General features: G+C 63.5%; 15 protein-coding genes. 5 read left to right on the top strand and 10 right to left on the bottom strand.

Annotation, left to right across the window (positions count from 1 at the left end; all coding sequences use genetic code 11):
• Positions 1–32 precede the first annotated feature (32 nt).
• Both trmB and N8H22_RS02545 read left to right on the top strand, forming a co-directional pair.
• Positions 33–734, top strand: coding sequence for a tRNA (guanosine(46)-N7)-methyltransferase TrmB (gene trmB / locus N8H22_RS02550; RefSeq protein WP_264589053.1), 702 nt, complete (start codon positions 33–35; stop codon positions 732–734).
• Positions 735–899: 165 nt separating this feature from the next.
• Complete coding sequence (locus tag N8H22_RS02545; protein ID WP_264589052.1) at positions 900–2,240, top strand: DUF1329 domain-containing protein; 1,341 nt, start codon at positions 900–902, stop codon at positions 2,238–2,240.
• Positions 2,241–2,300: 60 nt separating this feature from the next.
• Here the strand turns inward: N8H22_RS02545 and N8H22_RS02540 are convergent, their stop codons facing one another.
• From N8H22_RS02540 to N8H22_RS02495, 10 genes are all read right to left on the bottom strand, one after another.
• Complete coding sequence (locus N8H22_RS02540; protein WP_264589051.1) at positions 2,301–2,624, bottom strand: DUF3392 domain-containing protein; 324 nt, start codon at positions 2,622–2,624, stop codon at positions 2,301–2,303.
• A 9-nt stretch (positions 2,625–2,633) separates the two neighbouring features.
• Entirely contained in the window at positions 2,634–3,755 is a 1,122-nt protein-coding gene (gene hemW, locus N8H22_RS02535; protein WP_264589332.1) for a radical SAM family heme chaperone HemW, read from the bottom strand.
• 74 nt (positions 3,756–3,829) lie between these two features.
• On the bottom strand, positions 3,830–4,426 hold the full coding sequence (gene rdgB, locus N8H22_RS02530; RefSeq protein WP_264589050.1) for an RdgB/HAM1 family non-canonical purine NTP pyrophosphatase: 597 nt from the start codon (positions 4,424–4,426) through the stop codon (positions 3,830–3,832).
• Positions 4,423–4,845, bottom strand: coding sequence for a DUF4426 domain-containing protein (locus tag N8H22_RS02525; protein ID WP_264589049.1), 423 nt, complete (start codon positions 4,843–4,845; stop codon positions 4,423–4,425). The genes rdgB and N8H22_RS02525 overlap by 4 nt, the downstream gene beginning before the upstream one ends.
• A gap of 28 nt (positions 4,846–4,873) precedes the next feature.
• The gene (gene metW, locus N8H22_RS02520) at positions 4,874–5,473 is read right to left on the bottom strand and encodes a methionine biosynthesis protein MetW (protein WP_264589048.1); all 600 of its coding nucleotides are present in this window, start codon (positions 5,471–5,473) and stop codon (positions 4,874–4,876) included.
• A gap of 9 nt (positions 5,474–5,482) precedes the next feature.
• Positions 5,483–6,622: a homoserine O-acetyltransferase gene (locus N8H22_RS02515; protein ID WP_264589047.1), complete on the bottom strand. Its 1,140-nt coding sequence runs from the start codon at positions 6,620–6,622 to the stop codon at positions 5,483–5,485.
• A gap of 80 nt (positions 6,623–6,702) precedes the next feature.
• The gene (locus tag N8H22_RS02510; protein ID WP_264589046.1) at positions 6,703–8,670 is read right to left on the bottom strand and encodes a dynamin-like GTPase family protein; all 1,968 of its coding nucleotides are present in this window, start codon (positions 8,668–8,670) and stop codon (positions 6,703–6,705) included.
• A gap of 119 nt (positions 8,671–8,789) precedes the next feature.
• The gene (locus N8H22_RS02505; RefSeq protein WP_264589045.1) at positions 8,790–9,380 is read right to left on the bottom strand and encodes a YggT family protein; all 591 of its coding nucleotides are present in this window, start codon (positions 9,378–9,380) and stop codon (positions 8,790–8,792) included.
• A 9-nt stretch (positions 9,381–9,389) separates the two neighbouring features.
• A complete protein-coding gene (proC, locus tag N8H22_RS02500) occupies positions 9,390–10,214 on the bottom strand; it encodes a pyrroline-5-carboxylate reductase (protein WP_264589044.1) in 825 nt (274 codons plus the stop codon).
• Between the two features lie 18 nt (positions 10,215–10,232).
• Positions 10,233–10,922 carry a YggS family pyridoxal phosphate-dependent enzyme gene (locus N8H22_RS02495; protein WP_264589043.1) on the bottom strand — a complete coding sequence of 230 codons (690 nt, stop codon included), beginning with the start codon at positions 10,920–10,922 and terminating at the stop codon, positions 10,233–10,235.
• 66 nt (positions 10,923–10,988) lie between these two features.
• Here N8H22_RS02495 and N8H22_RS02490 point away from each other — a divergent pair, with 66 nt between their 5' ends.
• From N8H22_RS02490 to N8H22_RS02480, 3 genes are all read left to right on the top strand, one after another.
• Positions 10,989–12,023 (top strand): type IV pilus twitching motility protein PilT, encoded by a 1,035-nt coding sequence (locus N8H22_RS02490; protein WP_264589042.1) that lies wholly within the window; start codon positions 10,989–10,991, stop codon positions 12,021–12,023.
• 56 nt (positions 12,024–12,079) lie between these two features.
• Positions 12,080–13,225 carry a PilT/PilU family type 4a pilus ATPase gene (locus tag N8H22_RS02485; protein WP_264589041.1) on the top strand — a complete coding sequence of 382 codons (1,146 nt, stop codon included), beginning with the start codon at positions 12,080–12,082 and terminating at the stop codon, positions 13,223–13,225.
• Positions 13,226–13,310: 85 nt separating this feature from the next.
• Entirely contained in the window at positions 13,311–13,706 is a 396-nt protein-coding gene (locus N8H22_RS02480) for a TM2 domain-containing protein (RefSeq protein WP_264589040.1), read from the top strand.
• The last annotated feature ends 25 nt before the right edge of the window (positions 13,707–13,731 follow it).

Here is a 13,731-nt window from a genome sequence, read left to right as displayed (position 1 = left end):
GGACCGGCTTTTTTATTTCTCGCAGGTACACCATGACAGAGCAGACTCCCGCGCCCGAGCACCGGCGCACCATCAAGAGCTTCGTGATGCGCGCCGGGCGCACCACTCTCGGCCAGCAGCGCGGCCTCGAGCAGGGCTGGCCGAAGTTCGGCCTGGAACTGGCGGATGGCATGCGCGATTTCGATCAGGTCTTTGGTCGCTGCGCGCCGCGTACCTTCGAGATCGGCTTTGGCATGGGGCACTCCACGTTGGAGATGGCCGCGGCGGCGCCGGAGCAGGATTTCATCGGCGTCGAAGTGCACAAGCCGGGGGTGGGGGCGCTGCTGAGCGGACTTCTGTCACAAAATCTGCAGAATGTGCGCGTCTACAGTTGCGACGCGCTCGAGGTCTTGCGTGAATGCGTCGCCGACGCCAGTCTCGATCGGGTTCTGCTGTTTTTCCCCGATCCTTGGCACAAAAGCCGGCACCATAAGCGCCGTATCGTGCAACCAGCTTTTGCTGAGCTGATTCGGCAGAAACTCAAGATCGGCGGCGTGCTGCATATGGCCACCGACTGGGAGCCCTATGCCGAACACATGCTCGAGGTGATGAGCGCGGCACCGGGCTATCGCAATCTGGCTGCTGACGGGCGTTTCGTGCCGCGGCCCGAAGAGCGCCCGGTGACCAAGTTCGAGCGCCGTGGCGAGCGTCTTGGCCACGGTGTCTGGGACCTGAAGTTCCAGCGCGTCGATTGAAGTGACGCGCGACGCCCGTATCCATAGAGCCGCATCGAAGCGGCCGTAGGAAAGCGCCGCGCCAGGATGGCTTGCCTGCCCAAACCGACAAAACAACGCCAGCGGATGGCGGCGGGCCTGCATACGCGCACAGCCAATCGTCGTCCGCCGCAAGGGGGATAGACGATGTACGTGAAGATTGGAGTGCTGTTGCTGGCAGCCTGTGCCAGTTGGCAGGCGCAGGCCAAGGTGGATGCCAGCCAGGCCGCGCGCCTGGGGCAGGACCTCACGCCGCTCGGTGCGGAACGACCGGGCAACGCTGCCGGGACCATTCCGGCCTGGACCGGCGGTGTCACTCCGCCGGCCGGTTATGAGCCGGGCATGCACCATCCTGATCCGTTTGCCGACGACCCGCTGCTCTACCGCGTCGACAAGAACAACCTCGCCGAGCATGCCGAGCGGCTACCCGAGGGCCTCGCCGCGCTGCTTGAGCGTTATCCCGATTTCCACCTGCGTGTATTCCCGACTCGCCGCAGTGCCGCCGCACCGCAGCGCATCTATGAGGCGACCCGCGCCAATGCGCAGTCCGCCGAGCTGATCGCCAACGGTAACGGTATCCAGGGCGCGGCGGCCGGCATTCCCTTCCCATTGCCGCAGAACGGCATGGAAGCGATCTGGAACCACGTGCTGCACTACAAGGGCGAGCAGACCCACATGATCAACCACCAGGCGGTGGTGATCGGCGGCCGTGCCAATTACATCAAGCGCGATCGTCACGTGTATTACGTCTACAACCGCGAGGGCATGGAGCAGGGTGATCTGAACAACACCCTGCTGTACTACAAGTACCGGGTGACCGCACCAGCCAAGCTGGCCGGCACCTCGCTGGTGGTACAGGACCCGATGGATCAGGTGCTGACCACCCGCAAGGCCTGGCGCTACAGTCCGGGGGATCGCCGAGTCCGCCGTTTGCCGTCGCTGGCCTACGATTCGGTGCAGCCGGATACCAGTGGCCTGGCCACTGCCGACGTGGTCGATTCGTTCAACGGCGCGCCGGACCGCTACGACTGGCAGCTGCTCGGCAAGCGCGAGATGCTGATGCCCTACAACAGCTACGCGGTGCATCAGCAGGGCATTCCCTACGATGACATCGTGCTGCCGCGCACGCTCAATCCCGAGCTGCTGCGTTACGAGCTGCATCGCGTGTGGGTGGTCGAGGCAACTCTGCGCACCGGCTTCACCCATCCCTACGCCAAGCGGCGCTTCTACCTCGACGAGGACAGCTGGCAGATTCTCGCGGTGGACCTGTTCGATGACGGCGGCCAGCTGATCGGTCTGCAGGAAAGCCATCCGATCAGCTATTACGAGGTGCCGATGTTCAACAGCACCCTGGAGACGCTGTATCACCTCAAGGATGGCAACTACTTCGTCGATGGACTGGACAACGGCGAGCCGATGTACGACTTCGGCGTGCGCCTGAGCCCCCACGACTTCTCGCCGCAGGCGCTGCGGCGTGGCGCCAACTGAGTCGCGTGCAACGAAAAACGCCGCCCTCGGGCGGCGTTTTCATGACGGCCGACGCCGTGCTCAGTTGCGATCGGCAATCACACCGATGATGAACAGCACCAGCAACAATACCGGTGCCAGGGTGTAGTTGTTGAACTGCGCCAGTCCCTTCGCAAGCCAGGGGCTCAGGTAGATGATGCCGAGGCCGTAGACGATTGCGCAGAAGATCACGAACAGCAGCGTGCGCAGGACGAAATTCAGCCCGCCGATGTTCTTCTGCACCCAGGCATTGAGTGCCGGGCCGAACAGTACGAACAGCGTGGCCATGATCGCCAGCGAGATGTCCGACAGGTGACTGCGGCTCCAGCGCGACAGGCTGGCGATCAGGTCGAGTAGCAAATCCATGCGGTGTCCTTAGGGCAGGAAGAGTTGTAGCAGGTCGTTGAGAAACAGCTGGCCTTTGGGTGTGGCGACCAGACGCTGCGGATCGGCTGCCAGCAGGCCCCGGGCTTCCGCCTCGCGCCGCCCGGCAGCGAGCAGGTCCAGCGGCAAGCCGGTGCGTTGAGTGAACAGCAGCGCCGGCACGCCGTCGGTGAGGCGCAGCACATTCATCAGGAATTCGAAGGGCAGCTCGTCCGCCAGCAGCTGCTTTTCACCGGCGCGAAAGGGTTTGCCCGGGTCGAGATAATCCTTCGGCGCGCGGGTCTTCCAGCTGCGCAGGATGCGCCCGTCGGCCTGGCTGAGCTTGGCGTGGGCGCCGGCGCCGATGCCGAGGAAGTCGCCGAAGGTCCAGTAGTTCAGGTTGTGTCGGGCCTGCCGGCCGGGCTGCGCATAGGCCGAGGTTTCGTACTGGCGATAGCCGTGTTCGGCAAGCAGCGCCCGTCCGGCTTCCTGGATGTCCCAGAGGATGTCGTCGTCCGGCAGCTGCGGCGGCCGGCTCCAGAACTCGGTGTTCGGCTCGACGGTCAGCTGGTACCAGGACAGGTGCGTCGGCTGCTGCTCAATGGCGATGCGCAGATCCGTCAGCGCGTCCTCCAGGCTCTGCTGTGGCAGGCCGTGCATCAGGTCCAGATTGAAATTGTCGAAGCCGGCTGCGCGCGCCATGTCGGCGGCGCGAATGGCCTCGTCGCCGTCGTGGATGCGCCCCAGCGCCTTGAGCTTGTCGGCCTGGAAGCTCTGCACGCCGATCGACAGGCGATTGATGCCGAGCTGGCGATAGTCGCGGAATTTTGCCTGTTCGAAGGTACCCGGATTAGCCTCCAGGGTTATCTCGATGTCATCGGCGAAGCCGACCCGCCGCTCCAGCCCGGCGAGGATGCGCTCCAGCGCCCGGGCACTGAACAGGCTCGGCGTGCCGCCGCCGAAGAAGATCGAATTCAGCCGGCGGCTTTGGACATGCTCGAGGTCGCCTTCAAGATCAGCCAGCAGCGCGTCGACATAGGCGCTCTCGGGCAGCTCGGGCCCGGCAGCGTGGGAGTTGAAGTCGCAGTACGGGCATTTGCGCACGCACCAGGGGATATGCACGTACGCCGCCAGCGGTGGTAGCGGGTCGAGCGGCGCCGTTTGGTGTTGCCCGGATACCGCTCTGGCTGCCGTGTCCGAGGCAATGATCACGCGATGCCCAAGCGCTGCTTGAGCAGGGACATGGCACGCGCGCGGTGGCTGAGCTGGTTCTTCTCGGCTGCCGGCAGCTCGGCGCTGGAACAGTCGCATTCGGGCACCCAGAACAGCGGGTCATAGCCAAAGCCGTGTTCGCCGCGCGGTGCATGCAGAATGCGTCCGTGCCAGAGACCTTCGCAGATGATCGGCAGCGGATCCTCGGCATGCCGCACCAGTGCCAGCGCGCAGACGAACTGCGCACTGCGCTCGGCGTCCGGCACATCCTGCAGCACCTGCAGCAGCTTGGCATTGTTCGCTGCATCGCCCTGGCCGTCGGCATAGCGCGCCGAGTAGATGCCAGGCGCCCCGCCCAGCGCATCGACCGCCAGCCCGGAGTCGTCGGCCAGTGCCGGCAACCCGGAAATCCTTGCCGCATTGCGCGCCTTGAGGATGGCGTTCTCGACGAAGGAAAGGCCGGTTTCTTCCGGCTCGACGTCACTGAATTCGCCAATCGAGCGCACACGCACGGTGTCGCCCAGCATGGCCTGAAGTTCTTTGAGCTTGCCGGCGTTGTGGCTGGCCAGCACCAGTTGCGTGAAAGGCATCATTCGTCGGGATAGATTTCCTGATTGAAGTCGAAAGTGACCGGCTCGGCATCCATCGGCTGCACCGTCAGGCTGAAGCGCAGCGTTTCCTGGGAGTCGATCGGGAACTGCGCCAGGTAGTAGATCGCCTCGTTGCTCTCCTTGAGCTGCTTGAAGGTCAGCGTGCGATCCTGGCCGAGCAGGTTTTTCACCGTGCCGCTGACCAGCGCCGGCACCGGCTTGCCGCTCTTGAGTACCGAGACGTTGACCACGCCCTGCGCCTTGCTGCGTACCAGGCCGGCGGCCGCGGCGACATCCGGCTGCAGGAAGCTGGAGTTGAAGGCGATGTAGTGAATGTCGTATTCGCCGACGCTGTGCTTGCGCTCGGCGAACGCCGGCAACGCGAACAGCGCGACCAGCAGGCAGATCAGGGCACGTTTCATGGTCATATACCTCCAGCAGTGCAGCCGGTCATCGGGCCGGTCCGGTAACGCGGTAGATACCGATCTCGCCTAGCAGGTTGGGCCACAGTCGACTGGCCCAGCCGTGTCGGTGATCGCGATCCACCGCCAGTCGCTCCAGCACCCGCGCGCCGCGTTCCTGGCAGAGCCGCTCGAAATCCTCGAAGGTGCAGAAGTGAATGTTCGGTGTGTTGTACCAAGTGTAGGGGAGGAACTCGGAAACCGGCATGCGGCCCTTGCTCGCCAGGTACCAGCGGCAGCGCCAGTGACCAAAGTTGGGGAAAGTGATGATGCATTCGCGGCCGACCCGCAGCATTTCCTTCATCAGCCTGTCGGGATAGTGCACGGCCTGCAGGGCCTGGGTCATCACCACCATGTCGAAGCTGTCGCTGGCGAAATTGCCCAGGCCCTTGTCCAGATCCTGTTCGATGACGTTGACGCCCTTGTCGATGCAGGCGGCGATGTTGTCCGGGTCGATCTCCAGGCCGTAGCCGCTGACCTGTTTGTTGTCACGCAGCCACGCCAGCAGCTCGCCGTTGCCGCAGCCGAGGTCGAGCACCCGGCTGCCGGCCGGAATCCAGTCTTGGATGATGTCCAGATCGGCGCGCATCTTGGTTCCTTATACGGCTATGCGGTTCATGTAACCGCGGAAGGCTTGCAGGTAGCGAGGATTGGGTATCAGGAAGGCATCGTGGCCCTGCGGCGCGTCGATCTCCAGGTAGCAGACGTTCTTACGCGCGGCGAGCAGCGCATCGACGATCTCCCGCGAGCGCTCCGGTGAGAAGCGCCAGTCGGTGGTGAACGACATCACGCAGAAGCTGGCCTGGGCGCCAGCGAAGGTCTTGGCCAGGTCATCGTCGTGCGCCGCTGCCGGGTCGAAGTAGTCCAGCGCCTTGGTCATCAGCAGATAGGTGTTGGCATCAAAGCGTGCAGAGAACTCCTCACCCTGGTAGCGCAGGTAGCTTTCGACCTGGAATTCCACGCTGTTGAAGTCGTAGTTGAGCTTCTCGCTCTTCAGCCCGCGACCGAACTTGGTACCCATCGCATCATCGGACAGGTAGGTGATGTGGCCGACCATGCGCGCCAGCATCAGCCCGCGCTTGGGAATTACGCCTAGCTCCTGAAAATGACCGCCATGGAACTCAGGATCGGAGAGGATCGCCTGGCGTGCCACCTCATTGAAGGCGATGTTCTGCGCAGACAGCTTGGGCGCGGAGGCGATGGCCAGGCAGTGCCGTACCCGCTCGGGGTAGCTGATGGTCCACTGCAGTGCCTGCATGCCGCCCAGGCTGCCGCCGACCACCGCCGCCCATTGCGCGATGCCCAGATGGTCGGCGAGGCGCGCCTGGCTGTGTACCCAGTCCTCGACCGTGACCACCGGAAAATCGGCGCCGTAGAGCTTGCCGGTAGCCGGGTTGAGACTGCTTGGCCCGGTCGAGCCGTTGCAGCCACCGAGGTTATTCAGGCTGACGACGAAGAAGCGTTCGGTGTCGATGGCCTTGCCGGGGCCGATGCAGCTGTCCCACCAGCCCGGTTTGCGGTCGTCCATGCTGTGATAGCCGGCGGCATGGTGGTGGCCGGAGAGCGCGTGGCAGATCAGCACGGCGTTGCTGCGTGCCGCGTTCAGTTCGCCATAGGTTTCATAGATCAGCTGGTAGTCGGCCAGCGTGCGGCCACAGGCGAGTGCCAGCGGTTCGGCAAAGTGCGCGACCTTCGGACTCACCAGGCCAACGGAATCGGCTGGGATAGCAGTGGGCATCGACCCTGGCTCTTGCGAAAAGAAGGCGGCAAAGTCTAAAGGGAAGCGCGCCGCAATTCACCTGCAATTGCAGCGGCGGCTCAGTGTCGAGCGGCGCCGGTCAGGCTGACCACCTTGGCCTGTCGTCGCAGCGGCGCGGGCAGGCGCAGTGCGCGCAGCATTTCCGCTGCCTGCGCCAGCTGCTGGTCCAGTTCGCTGCAATAGCGGGTCAGCAGCTGGCCTCGCTGGCTGTTCTGCTGGTTGGTCTGCGCCAGACTCTTGAGTCGCAGCATGTGGGTTTCCAGCTGTTGCTTGTTTTCCAGCGAGTGCTGCAGCAGTGGCGTGAGAGCATCGCCGGCCCAACGCGTGGCTTCCTGCCGCAGGCGCTGGTGCAAGCCGATCACTTCCTGCACCAGGGTGGCGAAGAAGCGGCGGGTGAGGGTGCGCTGCTCGGTGAGCAGAGTCTTGAGCTGCAGGCGGAACTGGTCGGCCTTGAGCTGCAGGCTGCGCAGTTCGCGCTGGAACGGTTGGATCTCGAACTGCGGCGCGTCGATACCCTGCAACGGGTTTTCCTCGTTGTGCCGGTTATAGATGGCGGCGACCATCTTGTTGGCGCGTGCAGCCTCCAGCTCCAGCGCATTCAGATCCTGCTCCACCGAGCGGAAGAAGTGCAGGATGGCGAGGTTGATGCCCAGCGTCGTCAGACTGCCGGTGAGGCTGCGGCGCAGACGCGTGAGATGCTCTTCCAGCCGCGCGGCACGAATCGCCGCGCCAAGCAGCTCGCCCTGACGCTGCAGCAGGTGCTGGTTGGTTCGCAGTTCTAACAGGCGCTTGTGATGGCGATTGTGGTCATGGCGGGTGCGTGCGGTCAGTTCCAGCAGCATCTGGCCGTTGCCCTGCTGGTGGCTGTCGAGCAGGGCGCGCTGTTCGATGACCTTGTCGCGACGCAGGTTCAGCACATGCTGGCTGTTGTGCAACAGCGCAAGCACCTGCTGGACCACCTGCTCCTCGAGCAGGCGCTCCTTCTGCGCCAGAATGCGCGTGGCCAGCAGCTGCTCCAATTGTTCGATCTGGCTGCGCTCGAGCAATGCCTGGTCGCCGCGGACCTTGGCCAGCAGTGCCTGCTTGGCAGACAGCGGCAGCACGTGCTCGCTGTCGATGCCCAGTTGCTGAGCGGTACTGGCACGCATCTGGCGGATTGCGTCGCTGACGAAGTCGTCGCCGGCAAGATCGTCCCAGAGCACATCGATCTTGTTCAGTACGGCGAACAGGTTGCCGTGGGTGTCGACGTCGAGCTGGCGCACATGCTGTTGCCAGATCTCCATGTCGCTGGCGGTGACGCCGGCATCTGCTGACAGCATGAAGAGCACGGCTTGGGCGTTGGGCAGCATCGACAGCGTCAGTTCCGGTTCGCTGCCTAGGGCATTCAGGCCCGGCGTATCCAGAATGCGCAGGCCCTGGCGCAGCAACGGGTGATCGAAGTTGACCAGCGCATGGCGCCAGGCGGGTACCAGTACCTCGGCCGGATCATCGCTGCGCTCTAGTGCATCGGGATGGAAACCCAGCTGAATCGCCTGCTCGACCGGCATGGCCTTGGTCATCGCCACCTGGGTGAAGGCCTCGACCATCTCGTCCGGGTCCTGCGGGTCCAGCGGAATGTTCAGCCAGTGCCGTGGCGTGCGCTTGAGCTGGGCGATGCTGGTGTCTTCCAGGCGCGACTCAATGGGCAGCAGGCGAATGTAGGAACGCTCCGAGCGTGGATCGAAGAACAGCTCGGTCGGACACATGGTGGTACGGCCTGCGCGTGAGGGCAGGATGCGCTGGCCGTAGCCGGAGAACAGCAGGCTGTTGATCAGCTCGGTCTTGCCACGCGAATACTCGCCGACGAAGGCCATCGTGATGTGGTCGGTCCGCAGGATGCGCAGCGCCCGATCGAGACGGGATTCGACTGCTTCGCTGCTCAGCCGATTGTGCGCCAGCCAGCTGCGATAACGCGTGATCTCGCGGATCAGGTCGCGCTTCCAGGTGACGTAGGCATCCACCTGTCGATCGAGTCGTTCCATGCTCATCCCCGGTCCGTGTGGGAAGTAGGTATGCGGCGATTATCCGATTCGCCGATATGCGGTCAATCCACCGCTGGCCAGCAGCCGCCCGGAGGGCCAGTTAGGGGGCCGGGCGGTCATCGCCGTCAGATCAGCATGCGCAGGATATTGGGCATGTGGGTCATGGTTGCAAGGTTGTTGACTACCAGCATGTCCAGCAGCTTGATTGCCAGGAAGGCGAAGATCGGCGAGATATCCAGCCCTCCGAGGTTCGGCAGCAGGCGACGGAACGGCGCCAGCACCGGCTCGCAGAGCTGGCCGACGAGCTGCGCGCCCGGGTTGTGGCTGCCGGGTGCGACCCAGGACAGGATGACGCTGATGATCAGCGCCCAGAAGAAGATGTTGAGAAATAGCCCGGTGATGCCGATCAGCGCCCAGATCAACAGCAGCAGCGGATTACCGGTGGTGCCGTAGGCGACCAGCAGGATCGCCGCCATCAGCACTATCTGCACGATCAGCGCCAGCAGCAACGAAGACAGATCCAGCGTGCCCATGCTCGGGATGACGCGACGCATCGGACGCAGCAGTGGGTGCGTGGCCTTGACGATGAACTGGCTGAGCGGGTTGTAGAAGTCGGCGCGCACCAGTTGCAGGATGAAGCGCAGCAGCACGATCAGCAGGTACAGGCTGCCGAGCGTCTGGATGATCAGGATCAGGGCTTGCGAAAGTTGGGACATGAATGCTCCTTATTTGCCCAGTTGTTCGGCGAGTTCGGCCGAGCGGTACGCGGCGGCGTTCAGTGCCTGTTGCACCAGTTGCTCGAAGCCGCCCGCCTGGAAGGCTTTGATCGCGGCTTCGGTGGTTCCGTTCGGTGAGGTGACCCGGCGTCGCAGTTCGGCGGCGTCGACGTCGCTCTCGCAGGCCATCCGCGCCGCGCCGAGAGCGGTCTGCAGGGTCAGCTGCGCGGCGGTCTCACGCGGCAGGCCGAGGCGTTCGCCGGCGGCGGTCATCGCCTCGATGAGCAGGAAGAAGTACGCCGGACCGCTACCGGACACTGCGGTGACCGCGTCGATCAGGTGTTCCTCATCGAGCCACAGCGCCATGCCGACAGCCGACAGCAGCGTTTCCGCCTGCAGCTTCTGCTCGGCACTGACCTGGGCGTTGGCGAACAACCCGCTGACGCCCTGGCGCAGCAGCGCCGGGGTGTTGGGCATGCAACGCACGATCGCCTGCGGCTGTGGGCCGAGCCAGCGCTGCAGGCTGTCGCAGGTGATGCCGGCGGCGATGGAGACAACCAGCGGGGCGTGGTCGAGGTGCTGGCGCAGGTCCTGACAGACCGCTTGCATCACCTGTGGCTTGACCGCCAGCACGACGACGTCCGCGCCGGCAATCGCCTCGCCATTGTCGGCAAAGGTCCGGATGCCGTGCTCGGCGCTGATCTTCGCGCGCTGTTCGATACCTGGATCGCTGGCGCGGATGGCGTCGGCCGCGACGCCCTGGGCGCGCAGTCCGCCGATCAGGCTGGCGGCCATGTTGCCGGCGCCGATGAAGGCGATGCGGGGATTGCTCATGCGAGGTTCCTTATTCAGTCAGGCGGAGCGCCCGTAATCGCGGGCGCCGAAGAGGGCTGTGCCGATGCGGACGAAGGTCGCGCCCTCGGCGATGGCTGCTTCCAGATCCTGGCTCATACCCATGGATAGTGTGTCCAGCTCATGGTTCAGCTCATCGCGCAATCCGCGCAGACGCGCGAAAGCTGCTCGCTGCTCGTCAGGGTCGTCGCTGGGGGCCGGAATGCACATCAGACCACGCAGTTTCAGTCGCGGCAGACCGGCGATGGCATCGGCCAGCTGCTGTACCTGATTCGGTGCGCAACCGGATTTGCTCTGCTCGCCGCTGACATTCACCTGCAGGCAGATGTTCAGCGGCGGCAGGTTGGCGGGGCGCTGGTCGGACAGACGCTGGGCAATCTTCAGCCGGTCCACCGAATGCACCCAGTCGAAGTGCTCGGCAATCGCCTTGGTCTTGTTCGATTGAATGGGGCCAATGAAGTGCCAGGTCAGAGGGAGATCAGAGAGAGACGCCTGCTTTTCCAGGGCTTCCTGCAGGTAATTCTCGCCGAAGTCGCGCAGGCCGGCGGCAAAGGCTTCGCGGATTGCGCTGGCCGGCTGGGTCTTGCTCACCGCCAGCAGGCCGACGGTGGCCGGCTGCCGGCCCACAGCTTGCGCCGCCTCACGGATGCGCGCTGCGACCTTTGCAATATTGTTCGCTATCGTGGACATTACCTGCGCCCGCCGCCTAAGGGTCTGCGCGGCATTCTACCCGCTTGCCTGTAATTGGGGAGTCCCATGGATATCACAGAACTGCTGGCCTTCAGCGCCAAGCAGGGCGCCTCCGACCTGCACCTTTCCTCCGGCCTGCCGCCGATGATCCGCGTCGATGGCGATGTGCGCAGGATCAACCTGCCGGCCATGGACCACAAGCAGGTGCATGCGCTGATCTACGACATCATGAACGACAAGCAGCGCAAGGACTACGAGGAGTTCCTCGAGACCGACTTCTCCTTCGAGGTGCCTGGTGTCGCGCGTTTCCGGGTCAACGCGTTCAACCAGAACCGTGGTTCTGGTGCGGTATTCCGGACCATTCCTTCCAAGGTGCTGACCATGGAAGATCTGGGCATGGGCGAGGTGTTCCGCAAGATCACCGACGTGCCGCGTGGCTTGGTCCTGGTGACCGGGCCGACCGGTTCGGGCAAGTCGACCACCCTGGCGGCGATGCTCGATTACCTGAACAACACCAAGTATCACCATATCCTGACGATCGAAGATCCGATCGAATTCGTCCACGAGTCGAAGAAGTGTCTGGTCAACCAGCGCGAAGTGCACCGTGACACGCTGGGCTTCTCCGAGGCGCTGCGCTCGGCCCTGCGTGAGGACCCGGACATCATCCTGGTTGGCGAGATGCGCGACCTGGAAACCATCCGTCTGGCGCTGACCGCCGCGGAGACCGGACACCTGGTGTTCGGCACCCTGCACACCACCTCGGCAGCCAAGACCATCGACCGCGTGGTCGACGTATTTCCGGCCGAGGAAAAGTCGATGGTGCGCTCGATGCTTTCTGAATCCCTGCAGGCAGTGATCTCCCAATCCCTGCTGAAGAAGATCGGCGGCGGTCGGGTGGCGGCACACGAAATCATGATCGGCACCCCGGCGATCCGTAACCTGATTCGCGAGGACAAGGTCGCGCAGATGTACTCGTCGATTCAGACCGGTGGGGCGTTGGGCATGCAGACGCTCGACATGTGCCTTAAGGGACTGGTCGCCAAAGGCCTGATCAGCCGTGACAGTGCCAAGGAAAAGGCCAAACAGCCGGAAAACTTCTGACAATCACCTCTGCGGCGCCGCTTGAGTCGGCCGTGCCGTGACTTGCGAGTACGACGATGGAATTCGAGAAACTGTTGCGCCTGATGGTGGAAAAGGGCGGCTCCGACCTGTTCATCACGGCGGGCGTCCCGCCGTCGATGAAGATCAACGGCAAGATCATGCCCGTGAGCAAGACCCCAATGTCGCCGGAGATGACCCGCGAAACGGTGCACGGCGTGATGAACGAGCAGCAGCGCCGCGAGTTCACCGAAAATCATGAGTGCAACTTCGCCATCAGCGCGCGGGGCATTGGCCGCTTCCGGGTTAGTGCCTTCTATCAGCGCAATTTGGCGGGTATGGTGCTGCGCCGCATCGAAACCAACATTCCGACCATCGAAGACCTCAAACTGCCCGACGTACTGAAGAAGCTGGCGATGACCAAGCGCGGTCTGGTGCTGTTCGTCGGCGCGACGGGTACCGGCAAGTCCACCTCGCTGGCGGCGATGATCGGTTACCGCAACAAGAACTCCAGTGGTCACATCATCTCCATCGAGGACCCGATCGAGTTCATCCACCAGCACCAGAGCTGCATCGTCACCCAGCGCGAAGTGGGCATCGATACCGAGTCCTTCGATGTGGCGCTGAAGAACACCCTGCGCCAGGCGCCGGATGTCATTCTCATCGGCGAGGTGCGTACTCGCGAAACCATGGACTATGCGGTGGCGTTTGCCGAGACCGGTCACCTCTGCCTGGCCACTCTGCACGCCAACAACGCCAACCAGGCGCTGGACCGCATCATCAACTTCTTTCCGGCCGACCGGCAGCAGCAGGTGTGGATGGACCTGTCGCTCAATCTCAAGGCCATCGTCGCCCAGCAGTTGGTGCCGACGCCGGATGGCAAGGGGCGTCGGGCGGTCATCGAGGTGCTGATCAACACGCCGCTGGCCGCCGACCTGATCCGCAAGGGCGAGGTGCACGAACTCAAGGGATTGATGAAGCGCTCCACCGAACTGGGCATGCAGACCTTCGACCAGGCGCTATACAACCTCTACGTGCAGGGCGAGATCACTTACGAGGATGCGTTGGCGCATGCTGACTCGGCCAACGACCTGCGTCTGCTGATCAAGCTCGGCTCGGAAACCGACAGCGAGCACCTGAGCTCGGTCTCGCAGGGGCTGAGTCTGGAAGTCAGCGACGACGATCCGGGACGCAGCTTCCGCTAGCGCGCAAGGGCGAAGCGGTTGTGCTTTCCGCCGGTGGGGCGATACTGAGTCGCACTGCTTGGGACGGTGATAAAAGGAGGCGAGCGTGCAACAGGACACTCACAGCAAGGTAATCGGATATCTGTTGTGGATATTCGGCTTTCTCGGATCGCACCGCTTCTACTATGGGCGACCGGTCACTGGAACCATCTGGTTCTTCACCCTGGGGCTGTTCTTCATCGGCTGGATCATCGACCTGTTCCTGATTCCTTCGATGGATCGCGAGGCTGATCTTCGCTTCCAGGCCGGAGCGATCGACTACAACGTCGCCTGGATCCTGCTGACATTCCTCGGTGTCTTCGGTGTGCACCGTATGTATCAGGGCAAGTGGATCAGCGGGCTTATCTACCTGTGCACCGGGGGCTTGTTCTTCCTCGGCGTGCTCTACGACTTCTGGACGCTGAACGAGCAGGTTTCTCTGCGTAACGCTGAGCGCGGCTAAAGTCAGCTGGATAAAAAGCGCCTCT

This window comes from Stutzerimonas sp. S1 (genome assembly GCF_025966695.1).
In the GTDB taxonomy this organism is placed as follows: Bacteria; Pseudomonadota; Gammaproteobacteria; order Pseudomonadales; family Pseudomonadaceae; genus Stutzerimonas.
This window is presented reverse-complemented; position numbering and strand designations above follow the sequence as displayed.

Bases quoted from the DNA above. Each gene is read 5' to 3' on its own strand.
- N8H22_RS02540 (WP_264589051.1), bottom strand. From the start codon at position 2,624: ATGGATTTGCTACTCGACCTGATCGCCAGCCTGTCGCGCTGGAGCCGC.
- proC (WP_264589044.1), bottom strand. From the start codon at position 10,214: ATGAGCAATCCCCGCATCGCCTTCATCGGCGCCGGCAACATGGCCGCC.
- N8H22_RS02510 (WP_264589046.1), bottom strand. From the start codon at position 8,670: ATGAGCATGGAACGACTCGATCGACAGGTGGATGCCTACGTCACCTGG.
- N8H22_RS02490 (WP_264589042.1), top strand. From the start codon at position 10,989: ATGGATATCACAGAACTGCTGGCCTTCAGCGCCAAGCAGGGCGCCTCC.
- trmB (WP_264589053.1), top strand. From the start codon at position 33: ATGACAGAGCAGACTCCCGCGCCCGAGCACCGGCGCACCATCAAGAGC.
- N8H22_RS02515 (WP_264589047.1), bottom strand. From the start codon at position 6,622: ATGCCCACTGCTATCCCAGCCGATTCCGTTGGCCTGGTGAGTCCGAAG.
- N8H22_RS02505 (WP_264589045.1), bottom strand. From the start codon at position 9,380: ATGTCCCAACTTTCGCAAGCCCTGATCCTGATCATCCAGACGCTCGGC.
- N8H22_RS02485 (WP_264589041.1), top strand. From the start codon at position 12,080: ATGGAATTCGAGAAACTGTTGCGCCTGATGGTGGAAAAGGGCGGCTCC.
- N8H22_RS02545 (WP_264589052.1), top strand. From the start codon at position 900: ATGTACGTGAAGATTGGAGTGCTGTTGCTGGCAGCCTGTGCCAGTTGG.
- N8H22_RS02525 (WP_264589049.1), bottom strand. From the start codon at position 4,845: ATGAAACGTGCCCTGATCTGCCTGCTGGTCGCGCTGTTCGCGTTGCCG.
- N8H22_RS02495 (WP_264589043.1), bottom strand. From the start codon at position 10,922: ATGTCCACGATAGCGAACAATATTGCAAAGGTCGCAGCGCGCATCCGT.
- rdgB (WP_264589050.1), bottom strand. From the start codon at position 4,426: ATGATGCCTTTCACGCAACTGGTGCTGGCCAGCCACAACGCCGGCAAG.
- metW (WP_264589048.1), bottom strand. From the start codon at position 5,473: ATGCGCGCCGATCTGGACATCATCCAAGACTGGATTCCGGCCGGCAGC.